Source organism: Corynebacterium alimapuense (assembly GCF_003716585.1).
Classification (GTDB): domain Bacteria; phylum Actinomycetota; class Actinomycetes; order Mycobacteriales; family Mycobacteriaceae; genus Corynebacterium; species Corynebacterium alimapuense.
The window spans coordinates 279,484-296,951 of record NZ_PTJO01000003.1 but is presented as its reverse complement, the minus strand read 5'-3'; the positions used below and the strand labels follow the sequence as shown (position 1 = coordinate 296,951).

Annotated in this window: 11 protein-coding genes; 3 read left to right on the top strand and 8 right to left on the bottom strand. The window is 56.2% G+C overall.

Annotation, left to right across the window (positions count from 1 at the left end; genetic code table 11):
- Positions 1–108: 108 nt before the first annotated feature.
- A complete protein-coding gene (locus tag C5L39_RS02815; RefSeq protein WP_123047361.1) occupies positions 109–1,791 on the top strand; it encodes a PucR family transcriptional regulator in 1,683 nt (560 codons plus the stop codon).
- Between the two features lie 66 nt (positions 1,792–1,857).
- On the opposite strand, the gene preA is transcribed toward C5L39_RS02815, so the two are convergent.
- From preA to hydA, 6 genes are all read right to left on the bottom strand, one after another.
- A complete protein-coding gene (preA, locus tag C5L39_RS02810) occupies positions 1,858–3,237 on the bottom strand; it encodes an NAD-dependent dihydropyrimidine dehydrogenase subunit PreA (RefSeq protein ID WP_123047360.1) in 1,380 nt (459 codons plus the stop codon).
- Positions 3,230–4,570 (bottom strand): NAD(P)-dependent oxidoreductase, encoded by a 1,341-nt coding sequence (locus C5L39_RS02805; protein ID WP_245974855.1) that lies wholly within the window; start codon positions 4,568–4,570, stop codon positions 3,230–3,232. The genes preA and C5L39_RS02805 overlap by 8 nt, the downstream gene beginning before the upstream one ends.
- Before the next feature lie 20 nt (positions 4,571–4,590).
- Positions 4,591–6,075, bottom strand: coding sequence for an NCS1 family nucleobase:cation symporter-1 (locus tag C5L39_RS02800; protein WP_165857958.1), 1,485 nt, complete (start codon positions 6,073–6,075; stop codon positions 4,591–4,593).
- Positions 6,076–6,356: 281 nt separating this feature from the next.
- A complete protein-coding gene (locus C5L39_RS02795) occupies positions 6,357–7,700 on the bottom strand; it encodes an MFS transporter (RefSeq protein ID WP_245974854.1) in 1,344 nt (447 codons plus the stop codon).
- Between the two features lie 104 nt (positions 7,701–7,804).
- Positions 7,805–9,079, bottom strand: coding sequence for a M20 family metallo-hydrolase (locus C5L39_RS02790; RefSeq protein WP_123047357.1), 1,275 nt, complete (start codon positions 9,077–9,079; stop codon positions 7,805–7,807).
- Between the two features lie 39 nt (positions 9,080–9,118).
- Positions 9,119–10,540: a dihydropyrimidinase gene (hydA, locus tag C5L39_RS02785; protein ID WP_123047356.1), complete on the bottom strand. Its 1,422-nt coding sequence runs from the start codon at positions 10,538–10,540 to the stop codon at positions 9,119–9,121.
- A gap of 480 nt (positions 10,541–11,020) precedes the next feature.
- Here hydA and aztD point away from each other — a divergent pair, with 480 nt between their 5' ends.
- The gene (gene aztD / locus C5L39_RS02780) at positions 11,021–12,304 is read left to right on the top strand and encodes a zinc metallochaperone AztD (RefSeq protein ID WP_123047355.1); all 1,284 of its coding nucleotides are present in this window, start codon (positions 11,021–11,023) and stop codon (positions 12,302–12,304) included.
- A gap of 120 nt (positions 12,305–12,424) precedes the next feature.
- Here the strand turns inward: aztD and C5L39_RS02775 are convergent, their stop codons facing one another.
- Both C5L39_RS02775 and C5L39_RS02770 read right to left on the bottom strand, forming a co-directional pair.
- Complete coding sequence (locus tag C5L39_RS02775) at positions 12,425–14,971, bottom strand: DEAD/DEAH box helicase (RefSeq protein ID WP_245974853.1); 2,547 nt, start codon at positions 14,969–14,971, stop codon at positions 12,425–12,427.
- Between the two features lie 22 nt (positions 14,972–14,993).
- Positions 14,994–16,007: a PAC2 family protein gene (locus C5L39_RS02770; RefSeq protein ID WP_123047354.1), complete on the bottom strand. Its 1,014-nt coding sequence runs from the start codon at positions 16,005–16,007 to the stop codon at positions 14,994–14,996.
- A gap of 311 nt (positions 16,008–16,318) precedes the next feature.
- Between C5L39_RS02770 and C5L39_RS02765 the strand changes: the two genes are divergently transcribed.
- The gene (locus C5L39_RS02765) at positions 16,319–17,455 is read left to right on the top strand and encodes a DUF4192 domain-containing protein (protein WP_165857957.1); all 1,137 of its coding nucleotides are present in this window, start codon (positions 16,319–16,321) and stop codon (positions 17,453–17,455) included.
- Positions 17,456–17,468: the final 13 nt, after the last annotated feature.

Genomic DNA, 17,468 nt, shown 5'->3' with positions numbered 1-17,468 from the left:
CGAGTTGAAGGCACCAGCCAAACGCGATTGCGCACCCTGGCAACAGCAAGCGCCGATGACCGCGCGCGCTCCTTAGCGCAGCAACCTTAAAGATGAAAAGCGGTGACCATGACTGTCCCAGAACAAGCTTCCGCAGATAGCCTCAGTGCAAGGCCAGATCGTGCAAGTACCAGCCAATTCACACCGGCAGACTTGGTCTCCACCGTGACGGTCAGAGATGTGCTCGGACTGTCAGTGATGACCTTGGCCCATGTCGAAGTCCAAGCCGCCCATGGCCACCTGGGGCGGATCATCCGCTGGGTTCATGTCGCAGAATCCCCGCGGGCAGGCAAACTCCTCAACGGCGGCGAATTATTGTTGACCACCGGAATTGGGTTGGGTTCAGATGAGGCGACGCTAAAAAGCCAGATCGCCCAATTTGCCCGCGCCGGGGCTGCTGCCCTCCTGGTGGAGCTGGGCACCTATTGGGAGCAGATACCCGAGACTGTCATCAAGGAATGTGAGCGCAACAAGCTCCCGTTGTTGGTGGCTCATCGTGAACTGCGCTTTGTCACGGTCACCGAGCAGGTTCACTCAAGAATCCTCAATGATCAGTTTGCGCAAATCTCAGCGATGCGCGATGTATCTGAATCCTTCTGGGCTTTGATGTTCAACGGCGCCCCACCGGAGCAGCTGGTAGTCCACACTTCCCGGCAGCTGGGATGCCCGGTGGTCCTCGAGGATCTTTCTCACCGGGTGGTCTACTACGCCGAGGGCCATGAACTCCCCTCAGAACTCTTGGCTGATTGGGAGAAAAAGTCCAGGTTCTGGTCGGTGGAAAATCGCCATCAAGGCCTCATCGCTGAGCCTATTCGGGTTCAAGACCCGCAGGATTCAAAAGTCTCATGGGAGTCCATCGATATTCAAGCGCAAGGTAGTCATTGGGGCAGGCTCTACTACCGCGGAGTTACCGATAATCCAGCGGAGGGGGCTCATGTGCTCCGTCATGCCGCGATGGCATTGGCCATTGAACGACTAGGCTCTGGAGCTCCGCATTCCTGGAATGGATTGATTGATAGGGTTTCGCTCAACCGATTGATGAGTAATCGTTTTACTACTATCGACGGCGAGCGCACGGTACTTGAGGCAGCTGGTTTTCCCACACGCGGACGTAAACTCTTAGCCTTAGATATTCGATTCCACGGCCAGGAAATTACCGCTGAGCAGGTTCGTCGGATGCTCGAATCCTCCGCTTCGCGTTCGTTCGCGTTGGCTTCGACCTCGCCGGAGCATCAAGATCGCATCAGCTGTGCCTGGAGCTTGACTGCGGAGTCCAATCTAGAAGCTAGTTGTCTGCAACTGGCAGATCGCCTCAAAAGCATGGCGCAGCGAGTATCTGTAGTGGTCTCTAGCGAGTTGACCGGGCCGGTGGATCTTTCTTCGGCTCTGCATCAGGTAAAACGGGCGGATTATCTTGCTAGCGCTAACGGGGTTCACCTGTTTACGGTCTCCAAGCAACGCATTGATGGGTTGATGCACTCTCTACGCGGTGACGTGCGGGTTCAAGCTTTCGTGGATTCCACATTGGAGCCGCTGATCCTTCATGACGATCGCAATGGCACCGATTTGCTGCAGACCTTAGAGGCTATTCTTCGCTTTCCGACGTCGCGTTCGGCCGCAGCCGATGCGCTGCATCTGTCTCGAACTGCCCTGTATTCGAGGATCTCCACCATTGAGCGGCTTTTGAAAGTCGATTTAGGAGATGGAAACACTCAGTTCACGCTCGCATTGGCCATCCGGGCTAGGGCTTAGGCAGTTTTACGCCCGGACCATCTCTCGCGAGATGGTCCGGGCGGTAGTCTTTTTGCGGCTGCAAGCCTAGTGGATATCAATTCCTACGGAATCACGCCAGGCTTGCATAGCTTTCCAGTCCTGGGCAATTGCCGGATTAGTGGCGGTGAGCTGGTTCCAGGTGACAGATTCTCGGCCAGAAGGCACAGTAACCATCTCGATGCAGTCTTGGACTGGGCAGACATTGGCACAGAGTGCACATCCCACGCAATCAGACTCACGCACCTTCGGGGTCGGGCGGATGTCTAAGGTGAGCTTGCCATTAATCTCGGGGTTAATCCCTGGTTTGACCACTGCACCTTCGGGATTAACCAGGTCAATGCACTGATGTGCGGTGTCATGACAGGCAGTAACGCAGAGATTGCAACCGATGCATTTGTCTTGGTCGATCCGAGCCACGGACTTATGCGATAGATCGAGATCGTTGAAGGTTCCATGCTCAGCGAGGGCTTTGCCACGAAACTCATCGAGGGATTTAAAGCCCTTGTCATCCATCCACCTTGACAGTCCATCACAGAGGTCATCAATGATGCGGAACCCATGAGTCATTGCTGCGGTACACACTTGAAGTGAGGTAGCACCCAATAGTAGGAACTCTGCTGCATCCTGCCAGGTAGATATACCACCCATGCCGGAGACCGGAAGCCCCGATTCGCTGAGGAAGGGGTCATCCATTAGCTCGGTGAGCATATGCAAGGCAATGGGTTTGACCGCCGGTCCTGCGTAACCGCCATGGGTGGAACGGCCACCGATGGTGGGGGAGACCGTGAACGTATCTAAGTCCACTTTGGTCACCGAATTAATGGTGTTGATTAGTGACAATCCGTTTGCGCCACCGCGAACTCCTGCTCTGGCAGCGACTCTGACATCGGTGACATTGGGAGTGAGTTTTTGAATCACTGGTATCGAGGCATAGTCGGTAGCCCAAGCGGTGTTCATCTCGCAGGCTTCTGGGGACTGCCCGATAGCGGAACCGAGATTGCGCTCAGACATCCCCTGCGGGCAGCCGTAGTTGAGTTCGATACCATCAGCGCCGGTGTCCTCGATCTGATGGACAATCGTGCGCCAAGCCTTCGGATCGGCATCGACCATCGCCGAGACAATGACAGCTCGATCGGGCCAATTGCGTTTGACCTCAGCAATCTCGCGCAGGTTGATCTCGAGCGGGCGGTCAGAGATGAGCTCAACATTGTTGATGGCCATCATCCTGCGCCCGCCTTTGGTGAAAGAACCATAGCGGTTGGAGATATTCTGGACCGGTGGGCCGAGCGTTTTCCACACCGCTCCACCCCAGCCAGCCTCGAAGGCGTGGTTGACCTGGTATCCAGAGTTAGTTGGTGGCGCTGAGGCCAACCAGAAGGGGTTCGGGCTGGTAATGCCGCTAAAGGTAGTAGTTAGATCAGCCATGGTGTCGCTCCTTCAGAAAGTCAGTGATGGAACGGGCAGCGATCTTTCCGTCTTGGACCGCCATCACGGTGGAAGCCTCGCCGGTCTGTCGGATGGCATCGCCTCCAGCAAAGACATTGTCTAGATCTGCGGCGGTGACCGCTAGCTCCTTGGTGGTGGCGAGATAGCCGGAGGAAAGTGGAAGCCCAAGGCCAGTGTCGTGGTCGAACTTTTCCTGACCAATCGCAGAAATCACTGCGTCGCAATCAATGATCAGATCAGGTTGTCCTGAGGGCACTGGTCGAGAACGTCCCTGCTCATCGGGATCACTCAGGACCATTCTGGTGCAGGACAGTCCGGTGACTTGTCCGTTCTCATCTGAGAGAACTTCAGACGGGGAGGCCAAGAAGACGAAGTCGATGCCAGCTTGGACTGCGAAGAGATATTCGTGTTCGAAGGCGGTCATCTCTGCTGCGGTGCGTCGATAGACGATGGTGGCAGCAGCGCCTTGAGTACGAGCGGTGGTCGCGGCGTCGATAGCCGTATTGCCGGCACCGATGACTGCTACGTGTTGGGGGCTTAGAGCTGCTGGCTGCTCAGTTTTCACATCGGAGATATAAGCCAAGCCATCCACGACGAGCTCCCCGCCGGGAATATCAAGAGCAGGTACTGCACCAAGGCCAAGGCCCAAAAATACTGCGTCATATTCTCCGGCTAGTTCATGAAGCTCCTGCGAGCTAGTCAGTTGTTTGTTGGTGTGAATTCTCACCCCAAGCTCTTGCACCATCTCTACCTCAGATTGGGCGATAGCTACGGGTTCACGCAAAGTAATGATGCCGTAAGTAGATAGACCTCCAGCTAATTGACGGCGCTCCCAAATAGTGACTGAATGTCCCTCCTTGGCCAGCTCGGCGGCGGCGGATAATCCAGCTGGTCCCGAACCGATGACCAGAACACTGCGTCCGGTAGGAGCCCCCGCAGTGAACGGGGAGATTCCTTGTTCGGCGAGATGATCCGTGGCGTGGCGTTGCAGCCGGCCAATCTCAATGGGCGCTTCAGCCGTCTTGTTCATCACGCATGCTCCCTGGCAGAGCTCGGCAACCGGGCACACTCTGGCGCAGGTTCCGCCGAGGAAGTTTTCTTCCAGGATGGTCTTGGCAGCTCCAGTGGTGTTGCCACTGGAGATCTTGCGGATGAACTCAGGGATGTCGATATGGGTAGGGCAAGCTTGCATGCAGGGGGCATCGGCGCAGTAGAGGCAACGGTTAGCCTCACCGACAGCCTCAGCGAGGCTCATCGGGGGATGAGCCTCGCATTGGCTGAGCACCCTGGGCATAGGGAGCGTCGTAGTCACAGGGGGTCTCCTTAAACGAGTTATACGGTGGCCTTCTCAGTGGTGCTGCGGTTGACCAACACGGTGGCAAAGGCGCCAAGTGCTACGCCGATCGGCCAGCTGAAGGGAGCAATAGCGGAGAACACGGGGACCAAGGCCAGCACCATACAGATCAAGCTGCAGACGGCGAAGAGAGCAACGTAGACCTTGTTGACACCGTTGGAGTAGTGATAGCGGGAATCAGGAGCGGAGGTATAAAGATCCCGGATTTTGACCTGCTGGCGCTTGACCAGGTAGTAGTCGGCCATGATGATGCCAAACAGCGGTCCGATCATTGCGCCGACACCACCGAGGAAGTAGTTGACGATCACTGGGGAGCTGTAGAGGTTCCAGGGCATAACCACAATGGCCAACACTGCGGTGATCAGCCCGCCGGTACGGAAGGAGATCGCGCCGGGTGCTAGGTGGGAGAAGTCGAAGGAGGCGGAGACGAAGTTGCAGATGATGTTCACGCCGACCTGGGCGACAGCCACGGCCAAAGTAGCTACGAGCAGCAGTGCCACGGAATCGAGTTCGCCCAGCAGCAGGATCGGGTCAGTGACCGCGGAGCCATAGACTTCAGCGGAAGAGATACCGATGATGACCGAGACCACGGCAAAGGCAATGCCATTGAGCAGCAAGCCTAGGGAGTTGCCGCGCTTGACCTCGCTGGCGTTAGCGGAGAGACGGGTAAAGTCGGCGAAGTTAAGCATCGGGCCAGCCATATAGGCCAAGGTCAGGGAAGCGGTGGCCAGTATGGCAACGATCATGGCACCGCCGCTAAGCGGGGTTTCAGCCATGGTGTAGTTCCAGTCGAGCTTCCAATCGGCCAGGGATAGTGTCCATACTGCGAGGGCGATCATTGCTACCCAAATGGTGGGGCCGGCGAAGTCGGAGAGCTTGCGCACAGCCTCCATGCCGCGGAACAACACGATGAGCTGAGCTGCCCAGAGCACGAGCAGGCACATCCAACCCAGTGCGGACAAGCCTAGGAAGTTGGATTGGTCGAGGCTCTCGGCTCCGGGGAATACCTTGAGGATCAGGATCTTGACCGCGTGTGAAGCCAAGAAGGTCTGGATGCCGTACCAGCAGACGGCCACGATTGCGCGGATGAAGGCTGGGAGGTTGGCGCCGTAGACGCCGAAGGAGATGCGGGCGAAGACGGGGAAGGGGACTCCCACGCGTTGTCCAGCCACGCCCATGAGGTTGGAGGCACCCCACATGGTGATCATGCCCAGAACCATGCCGATCATTGCTTGCCAGCCGGTCAGCCCCAAGGACATGAAACCGACGGCCATGGCGTATCCGCCGAGGGAGTGCCAGGCGCTCATCCACCAGTTAAAGAGGTTTCGAGCTTTCCATTCGCCAGCCCCAGTGCGCGGGGCGATGTCTACGTTGTAGAGGCGAGCATTGTTGGTATGCAACTCAGTTAGTTGAGCGTTTTCCGGGAGGGTGCCACGGGACCCGGGATCTTTTACAGTTGTCATGGCCTTGTGCCTTTCTTCTGTCATTCAGGAGGGTCTTGAGTGGTTGCTTCGACCGGGATTATCCTGTCTGAGCTGGTATGTCTCGAGGACCCCTTTAGTAAATCAATTAATTGACAGGTATTGAAGTGCCAATATGTGCCGTACCTAGACTGGTTGTGGACATAGTGGCAAGTAGTTCGCCAGAGACTTGGTCAGCGATAGAGCCACAACGTGCAAAAAAGCGGCCGTACTGTCCACTAGGGACGTACGGCCGCGTGAAATCATGCGGGAAGGGCAGCTAGCTAGTCATTGAGCCCCTTGGTCTCTGGGACCTTGGTCAACCAAATGGTCAGCAAGACTGCAACAGCGAGTGCGAGAATATAGAAGGCCGGGGCATAGCCGACGCCCGATCGATCAACCAGCAGGGTGCCGATGAACGGGGCAGTACCACCGAAGATGGCATAACCAACGTTATAAGAAAACGCTGCTGAGGTCATTCGGGTACGAGTATCAAAGACCTCGATGAAGAAAGCGTAGCAACCTCCGCCGTAGCTGGTGATAGTCAGCACGAAGATGACCTGACCCAGTAGCGCTAACCAGACGTTACCGCTGGTGACCAGCATGAAGGCTGGGATGATGGTGATCGCCACTGCTAGTGCGCCACCAATGAGCATTTTCCGACGGCCAATCCTATCTCCGAGGATGCCCCACATCGGAAGTGCGACGGTGTACAAAGTCATCGCCACCGCGTTGATCGCCAAAGCCTGGACTCCGCTGAGGTTGCCGGCAGTTTGCACGTAGGGGATGAAATAGCCGGAGAGGAAGTAAAAGCCCATGGCGGTAAAGCCCATGATCATAATGACCTGGAAGATCTTCCGGCCGTTGAGCGCGAAAGCCTCCTTTAGCGGGCTCGACTGCGAGACCTTTTCCTCCGTCTCAGAGACCATCTTCAAATAGGCCGGGGACTCCTCGGTGCGCGCACGGATCCACAGGCCCAGCAGCGACAGCGGCACAGCTACCAGGAAGGGAATGCGCCAGCCCCAAGAAAGGAAGGCCTCTTCGCTCAATCCACCCTGCAACAGCATGACAAACAGGGAAGCAAAGACAGCCGGCAGCGCGGTAGCTGCGATAGTCACCGTGATGAAGAAGCCGCGGCGATCCTTGGGAGCGTGCTCGAAGGCGAAAGTGGGAGAGCCCACCGACTCGCCACCAGCGGAGAATCCCTGCAGCAGGCGACAAAACACCAAAGCCACGGTGGCAGCAACGCCCCAATGCTCCACGGTAGGCAACAGACCGATGGTGCCCGTAGCTAGACCGATCAGCAAGATCGACGCCGTCAGTACCACTCGGCGCCCATAGCGATCTCCCAAGGAGCCGAAGAACAAACCGCCAACCGGGCGGATAAAGAAAGAAATACCGTAGGTAGCAAAGAGCATCAACAAGCCAGCGGTTGTGGAACTAGCCGGGAAGAAGTGATAAGCCAAAGTGACTGAGAGGATTCCATAGAGCGCGAAATCATAGAACTCAATGAACTGACCAACACCAGCGCCGAGCAATGCTCGGCGTTGCATTTTGGTCATCGGCGGGCGCTGCCCTTGGTCAGTACTAGAGGGAAGTGGGGCGTCGTTAACAAGAATCTCGGTCACGAGGAGCTTGTCCTTTCATAGGGACACCGCCTGATGCAGGCAAATAACACCAGGCGGTGGATGTGTCAGGGCAAAATTAAATGGAAGTGATCTAAACGGCGGTGTTAGAGCTCGGCCTCGCCAGGCTCAACAGCATCGAGGGAACCGGAAACCAACTTGGAGGCAATCTCAGCAAGCACCTTGACACCAGCAACCAAATCCTCATCGCGGGTGAATTCACGCTCACAGTGGGACACGCCATCAACCGAGGGGACAAACACCATCACCGTGGGAACGATGCGGTTCATCGGCACCGAATCATGGCCGGCCATCGTCTCAATCCGCATACACGACTGACCCGCCTCAGCGGCAGCCTTCTCCGTGAGCTCAATGCCCTCCAACGGGTAGTGCTGGTGATCGCGAATATCGTAGTCTTGAGCCAATACTGTCAGGTGACGGCGAGCTTCAATCTCCTTGAACTGCTCAAGCAAGCGAGTTCGCGCTTCCTCCACCTGGCTGCGCAGATGCGCACGAAGGTCAACGACCATATTGACCTGGCGAGGAACCACGATCGGCGAGTTCGGCTCCACTGTCAGCTGACCCACCGAGGTAACGATCTCTTCCGCCGGGAAGGTATCGACGACCGCTTCGGTCTTCAGCACAATCTCCGCAGCAGCAGCGAGGGCGTCGTGACGATCAGCCATATAGGTAGCGCCGGTATGGGACTGCTCACCATTGACCGTAACCAGCAGCTTCTGGGTGTACCAAGACTGGGTTACTGCACCAATCTCGGTCTTATGACGCTCAAGCAGACGACCCTGCTCAATATGAATCTCAGCATAAGCAGTCGGAATCGGAGCCACATCGGTACCCAAGTATCCGATGTCCTCCAGCGCCTCCTTGACCGAAATACCCTTGCTATCTTTAGTGGCGAGAATCTTGTCTCGATCCATCGAGCCGGCAACTACCGAAGAGCCCATAATCGAAGGCTGGAAACGAGCACCTTCCTCGTTAAACCAATCCACTACGGCTAAGTTGTGGACAGGCTCGAGCTCACCGGCCTGCACCCGAGCATTAATCTCCTGAGCCGCATGGAGCGCAGCGATCACGCCATAGCAGCCATCGAAGCGGCCACCGAGCGGCTGGGAGTCTAGGTGAGAACCCAAGAACACGTGATTGAGGGAAGGATCCCAGTTGTAGAGGGCGAAAAGGTTACCGACCGAGTCAACCCGAACTTCCATCCCTGCGGCAATAGCGCGTTCGCGGAACCAGTCACGGATTTGGCCATCTTCTCGGGTGCCTGCCTGACGGTCCACTCCGTTGGCCGGGGTAGCGCCGAATTGGTAGGTGTCGTGGAAATCTGCAAGGAAAGCCTGGTCAAGAGAAGTAGCAGTGGTCATGATAGATGTCTCTTTCTGGAGAATGAGGGGTAGTGATTATTAGATGAGGTACTGGCAAGCATCGCGCTTGATGTACTTGCCATGACCCTTGGCGCCCAAGTAGGTGTTGTCGTCAATGACCACACGCCCACGAGAGAGCACCGTGTCCACATGACCATCGATCTCGAAGCCCTCCCAGGCCGAGTGATCCATATTCATATGGTGGGTCTTGTCCAACCCGATCGAGGTATGTCCCTTCGGGTTGTAGAGCACAACATCAGCGTCCGCGCCGGGTGCAATAACACCCTTGCGGCCGTACATGCCGAACATCCGCGCCGGGGTGGTGGAGGTGATCTCAACCCAACGTTCTAGGGAGATCTGGCCATCGACGACGCCTTGATACATCAAGTCCATGCGGTGTTCGACGGAGCCAATACCGTTGGGGATCTTGGAGAAATCGTTAACACCTAGATCCTTTTGGCCCTTGAAGCAGAAGGGGCAGTGGTCGGTGGCGACCATCTGGATGTCGTTGGTGCGAAGAGCCTGCCACATGTGCTCCTGGTGGTGTTCTTCTTTGGAACGCAGGGGAGTGGAGCAGACCCACTTGGCACCCTCGAAGCCCTGTGCGCCTAGCTGATCTTCCAATGAGAGGTAGAGGTACTGCGGGCAGGTTTCGCCGAAGACATTCTGGCCATTGTCGCGGGCGGCTGCCAGCTGTGCCACTGCCTGCTTGGCGGAAACGTGGACCACATAGAGCGGGGCGTTGGTCAGATTTGCCAACATGATCGCACGGTGGGTGGCTTCCTCCTCCATCTGCCAAGCACGGGCGACGCCGTGGTAATAGGGGTCGGTCTTGCCCTGGGCGAGCAGTTCTTCGACCATGGCATCGATGGCGGGGCCGTTTTCGGCGTGGATCATCGATAGCAATCCGGTGTCGGCGGACTTGCGCATGGCCTTGTAGATTTGGGCGTCATCGCTGTAGAACACGCCGGGGTAGGCCATAAATAGTTTGAAGCTGGATACGCCCTCGTCCATGAGGTGGTCCATGGCGTCAAGGGAGTCACGGTTGACTTCGCCGATGACCTGATGGAATCCGTAGTCGATGGCGCATTCGCCATTGGCCTTATCGTGCCAGGCTTCGAGGCCGTCAAAGACTCGCTCGCCGTGCTTTTGAATCGCAAAGTCAACGATCGTGGTGGTTCCGCCCCAGGCTGCTGCCCGGGTGCCGGTCTCGAAGGTATCCGAGGCCTCGGTGCCGCCGAAGGGCATCTGCATGTGGGTGTGGGCGTCGACGCCACCTGGTACGACATATTTGCCGCGGGCATCGATTAGCTTGTCGACGTTGCCGGCGAGATTCTCACCGAAGATATGCGACTGGGGGTCTAGAAGAGCGACGATCTTTTCGTTCTCGACCAGCACATCCGCAGCACTGCGGCCAGTGGAGCTGACTACTGTGCCGCCCTGGATCAAGGTTGTTGTCATCGTAGGTTCTCCTTTTACTAGAGGTCATGGCGTGGAACCCTCGTGGTGAACAAGTTGAGTAGCTGGTTCCGCTTTCAAAGGTGTGTTCTTTGGAAGAGATGGAAAGTTGTCGTTAGCAGCAACTTTCGAATGACCTATAGAAATTAAACACCCGCAGGGCCTCCTGGGCAATATTGAAAGTGTGCGGATTCGATAGGGGATTTGAACATAGTGTCCGGCCCTGATGGCGGCCTGCGAAAAGGCTGGTTTTTACATCCCGGTATTGACAATTGTTTTCATTAGGGCTTAAATCGGTAGCGCTAGTGATTGATCGTTCTATTTGTCGAAGCACTGGCTCAACCTGTGCACACTCTGGACTGTTAGCTGAGTCAGTATCACTAGCGAAGGCAACCGGGCGAGGACTCCTAGACCGGCTTGAGGTATTCGATAGGCCACGCCATTGCCAGTTACCGATAACTACTCAATTGAAGGAAAATACGTATGCTCTCGTTCAGCAAGTCGCTGGCCGTTCCCGCTGTCGTTGCTAGCACTGCGATCTTGTTCGCCGGTTGCACCAGCGCAGAAACTGAGGAAAGCCCCTCAACCACCACCAGCCCTGCTGCAGCTGAAGAGTCACACGAGGGCCATGATCATGGTGAAGAACAAGAAGAAGCTGTAGAGGTCTCGGCGGCGCAGCCCCGAATCGTAGCCACCTACGACGGAGGCCTGCTTACCCTAGATGCCGAAACCCTTGAGGTAGTCTCTGAGACCCCGATCGATGGCTTTGCTCGCGTTAACAACGTTGGAGATGGCCGACATGTGATGGTCTCGGCAAACGGAGAATTCCAGCTTTTTGACGCGGGAGTATGGTCGGAGCCCCACGGAGACCATTCCCACAGCTTTGCCGGGACCCCGGAATTGACGGATACCGTTTTTGAGGGAGACACCCCCGGCCATGTGGTCAACCACGCCGGAAAGACCCTCTTGTATAGCGACGGCGATGGCAAGATCCAGATCCTGGATACCTCCAGCACGTTGACTGAAGACACCCTAGAACCTGAGATCCACTACACTCTGGAGCCACATCACGGTATTGCCGTCGAGCTGTCCAACGGCGAATTGGTCCATACCCTTGGCAACTCGGAAGAGCGCGTCGGTGTTATTGCCTTTGATAGTGAGGGAGAAGAAATCGCACGCAGCGAACAATGCCCCGGTGTCCACGGCGAGTCCGCTATCGAAGGTGAAGTTCTCTCCTTTGGCTGTGAAGATGGCATGCTCACCTACGAAGACGGACAGTTTGAGAAAATCGATTCCCCGGATGAGTATGGTCGGATCGGAAGCCAAGCAGGATCTGAGGTCTCCTCTGTTGTTCTCGGCGACTACAAGGTTGACCCTGATGCAGATAATGAACAGCCTGAGCGCGTCAGCTTAACCAACACCGAGACCGGCAACATTCAGCTCGTTGACCTAGGAACTTCTTATACCTTCCGCTCTTTGGGCCGTGGCCCAGTCGGAGAAGCCTTGGTCTTGGGCACTGATGGCAACCTGCATGTCATTGACCCTGATTCCGGAGAGATCACCAATTCCATTCCTGTCGTTGAGGCATGGGAAGCCCCAGTCGAGTGGCAGGATGCTCGCCCAACGCTGCATGTTATTGGTGACCTAGCCTATGTGTCCGACCCCGCTACCAATGAGCTCCATGTCGTGGATCTGACCACCGGCGAAGAGATCACCAGCAGCCAGTTGCCGGAGACGATCAATGAGATCGCCAGCGTAAGCGGATAGCCTGCAGCTATTTTACTGCGCAGCTAGCAGCCCCACTAGATAAAACCTCCTCATCTTGAGCAGATGAGGAGGTTTTATTTGTTCAGGCTATCCACGCTAGTGATGACGAAAGCTGATTTGCTAGCGCTGCTCAATCTGCAAGCTGGACAGTCGTACTTCGCCGGCTTCATCAGAGGCGTCGAGATCGATGGTGGCGATAAAGGCGAAGGAATTATCCCCAGCAGGGTCCTTGATGACCTGGCGCACTTGCCACGACCTGCCCTCTTGCTCCAGGCGGAAGTACTCCTTGCCACGGGCATCTTGGCCCGTATCTAGATCGGCATATTCATCAAAGTAGGCATCCAAGGCGGAACCGAAATCGGGCTTATCTTCCCGCTCGAGATAGTCAGTCAGCCGGGCTAGCTCAGCCTCTTTTTCAAAGGCAAAGAGCTCGACCAAGCGGAACATAAGATTGCGCACCATGATGGTAAACGCGCGTCGATTAGAAGTCAGCGCAGAAGGATCCTCAACGCCGAAAGCCAGCTCACGCTCGAGAGCTTCCTTGGAGATCGGGGTGTCCTCATCGCTCATGTGCGCCCACTCATCCACCAGTGAAGAATCAACCTGTTTGATCAGCTCGCCGAGCCATTCGACTACATCATCGAGTTGCTCGGTCATTGCCTCTTGGGGCACAGACTGGCGCAGAGTACGCCAAGCATCAGTGAGATAGCGCAGGACAGCACCCTCAGAGCGTGCAAGACCATATGTAGCCACCAGATCCGAGAAGGTCATGGCGTGTTCAATCATGTCTCGGACTACGGATTTAGGCGAAAGTTCGAACTCGCGTACCCAAGGATGGCCTTCGGCGAAGGTGGTATAAGCCTCCTCGAGTTCTTCTTCAAGTGGTTTAGGCCACGTGATGTCCTCAATGATGGCCATCCGTTCGGTATATTCCACTCCCTCAGATTTCAGAGCTGCGATTTCTTCGCCGCGAGCGGCATTTTGCTGGGCGCGCAACACCGGACGCGGATCATCCAGAATTGCCTCATAAGTAGAGATCACATCCAGGGTATAAGTCTCAGCCTCCGGATCTAACAGCGAGAGCGCAGCGAGGGCGAAAGGTGAGAGCGGCTGGTTGAGCGCGAAGTCACGCTGGAGCTCGGTGGTCAGATGATAGGGGCGTCCCTGGTCATCGGTCCCGTTTTCAGCCTTGACCACGATGCCAGCGTTGAGCAGACCGCGGAAGAGATCCAGGGCCGTTAAGATGTCCCGATTCTGCTTTGCCCGAGTGTCATGGTTGCCGCGTAGCAGATGTTTGAGGTGCTCATAGCCATTGCCTGGGCGGGCAATGACGTTGATGAGCATGGAGTTGGAAATCTTAAACTGCGAGCTCATAGCTTCCGGCTGGCCGGTAGTTAGCCGCTCAAAGGTCTTTTCTGACCACGTCACCTCGCCTTCCCGGGCTGCCTTCTTGCGCAGTTTCTTGAGCTTTTTGGGATCTGATCCGGCGCGCTTTCGCAGCCGGAAATTCTCAATCTCATGCTCAGGGGCCTGAATAATGACGGTGCCCTCAGTATCGAACCCTGCACGCCCAGCACGCCCAGCAATCTGATGGAACTCGCGCGATTTGAGGACGCGCTGTTTGAAACCGTCATACTTAGCAAGACCGGTGAACAAGACGGTGCGAATGGGCACATTGATGCCCACACCCAACGTGTCAGTTCCACAAATGACCTTGAGCAGACCAGTCTGAGAGAGACGCTCTACCAGCCGGCGGTACTTTGGCAGCATGCCAGCGTGGTGGACACCGATACCTCGACGCAACAGCTTAGACAGGTCACGACCGTAGACGGTGGTGAACTTGAAATCGCCTATCTCAGCAGCGATCTGGTCTTTGATCTCGGGAGTGATAATTTTCAGACTAGTGAGTGCTTGGGCGCGTTCCGCGGCCTCGCGCTGGGAAAAGTGCACCACATAGATGGGTGCTTTCCCGCCTTCGAGCAATTCCTCGATGGTTTCATGGACGGGAGTGTAGACATAGGAGAAATCAAGGGGGACTGGGCGTTCTGAGCCTGCCACTAAGTTGGTCGTGCGCCCAGTGCGCTCCGAGAGATCCTCCTGCAAGAAGGTGGTATCTCCCAAGGTCGCCGACATCAGCAGGAACTGCACCTTCGGCAACTCCAGCAGCGGTACCTGCCACGCCCAGCCACGCTCTGGATCGGAGTAATAGTGGAACTCATCCATAACGACTTGGTCGATCTTGGCCGCAGCACCGTCGCGCAGAGCGATATTAGCCACGATCTCGGCGGTAGCAGCGATGATCGGAGCCTTCGAGTTCACCGTGGCATCACCGGTCATCATGCCAACATTTTCCGGCCCGAAGATTTCACAGAGGGCGAAGAACTTCTCGCTCACTAGCGCCTTGATCGGCGCAGTATAAAACGAACGCTGACCGCGTGCCATCGCGATGAAATGGGCGGCGTTAGCCACCATCGATTTACCAGAACCGGTAGGGGTGGCCAGGATGACATTGTCCCCGGCCAAGATCCCTAACGCGGCTTCTTCCTGCGCCGGATAAAGGGAAATATCCCTCGTTTTCGTCCACGCTAGAAAGGAATCATAGATCGACTCATCGAGGAGGGACTCGGGGACATCGGTCAGGTCGGGCAGCATTTGGGCGAGGTTCACGCCCTCCAACCTAGTCGGTTAGCTACTCGTCGTCAGAAACCCCTGGCTGCTTATCGACGTCTCCGTCCTCCTGCTCATCAGATCCTTGCGGATCCACGGAGTGCTGATCGCCTTGACCATCCAAACCAGCTAGGAAACGTTCGAATTCATCGCCGATCTCATCACCAGTAGGCACGGCCTTTTCTCCGGGCAACATCGCCTGTGGATGAGACGCTAAATAGCGTTCGAGCTCTTGGTCGTATTGCTGTTCCAACTGCTCAACCACGTGTTGGATATCAGAGGAATCATCAACTTGCTCAGACAATTGGGTAACCACCCGAGCTACGTCATGCTCGAGGCTGCGCAGTGGAAGCTGCAGATCTGCAGCATTGGCAACCGAATCCAGCAATTCGTGAGTGGCCGAAGGATAAGGGGAAGCCGCCAAATAGTGCGGAACATGCGCAGTGTAGCCAGCAACATTTCGGCCACGCTTATGCAGCGCACGCTCAATCATCATCGAGGCAGAACCCGGCATGACCACCTTGGAATCGTAGGTGAACATCCCACCGACTAAGTCCACAGCATTGCCATGAGCGGAGACAATCAAAGGGCGGGTATGGGGGACCGCCATGGGTGCGGAATAGAGACAGATGGTGTGCTCTACTCCAAATTTCTCTACCAGATCGGCGACCGCTTCGGTGAACCCTTCCCACCGCAGATCAGGTTCTGGTCCTGACATGAGTAGAAATGCTTTACCCTCGGTATCGCGCAGTACCCGGATCCCTAGATCCAAGCTTTCCATCTCGGTCAGATGATGCTTGTCCATCGTCACTGACGGGCGTCTAGAGCGATAGTCGATGAGCTCGTCATTATTGAATGAAGCCACCGGCCGAGAATCGAGTGCAGCCAGCAAATGATCAGAGCTAGCTTGTACCGCTAAGCCAGCATCTGCATAGCCCTGCAGCGCGACGATGAGAGTCGGCCCGTTGGACGAACCGCCATTGACCTCAGGGGTCGGGTATTCCAGTTCGTATATACGACGTTGGTCGTCGTGCATCCCCATCAACCTCCTTCGCTGAAGTGAAACAATAAACCGATCGACATGAGTTGCCACTATCCCAACCACAGTGGTGCAGCGTCTAAATATCTCCAACACGGTTAGTGGCTGAGATAATCCCGGGACACCGGCCGTAGCCGTGGGCGATCACGCTAGTTTCAGTGTATCCGCCCCATTTTGCCTGAGACTGCTCGAGCTTGCCACCATCGCCTGATGTCAGATGTGGATAACTGCTCATCATCCACAGCTACCGGCTGCCTATTCGGTACGACCACTGTTGCGGGTGGTCCAGCGAGGCCATGCTCAGGGGCATGACGACATCGACCACGCCATTGCACCGTCCAGGACAACTGATCGCCAACCTTCCCGGAATCCTGGGATTCTACCCAGATGACTCTGTCATCTTCGCAGCTTTTCGAGCCACCGGACATAGGAATCGACACCAGCTGGGTCCGGTCATGCGGATTGATTTTGATGATCTTCACGTCTTACCTGAGGTGGCCGCTAGTCTCGACCGAGATAATCACGGTCTGGTGTTTTGTTTCGTGGTCACAGAACGCCAGGGCGAAGATGTTGAAGCCGTTATCGACGAACTCTTTGCCGTCGCCGAGGTGGGACTGATCCCTATTCGTGCCTGTTGGGCGACGCGCAGGATCCTCACGGGTGAGAAGATTCGGCTGCTTTTTGGGCCAGATAGCACTAGCTCAACCAACGGTATTGCGCCTTCTCCATCAGGACAATGGGCTGACGATGTGGTGGCACCTGTATCGCAGGCTCAATCGATGGGGCCCTTGCTTGCTCAAGGCGAATTGCCTGATTTGAACAGGGACGAGTCCTTCGAGAATTTCGCTAGGTGGAACCCAGCCGTTAGTGGCGGTCACGCTGATGAGCTGAGTGAATTTGCCCAGCGCCAGGCCCGTGAAATTGAGCGAAGTGCCAGATCTAAACCATCAGTAGTGGAGCAGCCCCCAGAGTGGGCTAGCGTTCTCGGAATTGTCGCTGATCTCAGACTTATGCTGGAAGAGATCAATGATGAGGAACTCACGGTCGCTGATCTCATGGCTAACCAAGAGATCCTCACCACTACGGCAACCATTATGGCTGGAGTGTTGTTACGTGATGCGGTCATCGAAGATCTCATTGAGCAGCCCCGCCCAGCTGCGCGCTTGATGCTGGCTACCGCGAGGACTTTTGGCGGTGAGATCCGAGCGAACGCTTTGTGTTGTTATTCCTTGGCGGCTTTAGAAAACAACCTATCCATGCGGGCGATGCCGGCACTCATGGCAGCTCAGCAGGAATGCCCGGGGCACTCATTTAGCGTGTTGCTATTAGAGACCTGCCGGGTCGGGGCCTTCCCGCAGCTGTTAACTGCGGTGCAGCGAGGAAGTCAGCTGGTACGCCAGACCCACGGGATTGGGAACGCAAACGACGATGCGGCCGCAGCCTGAGACTGCGGGGCTT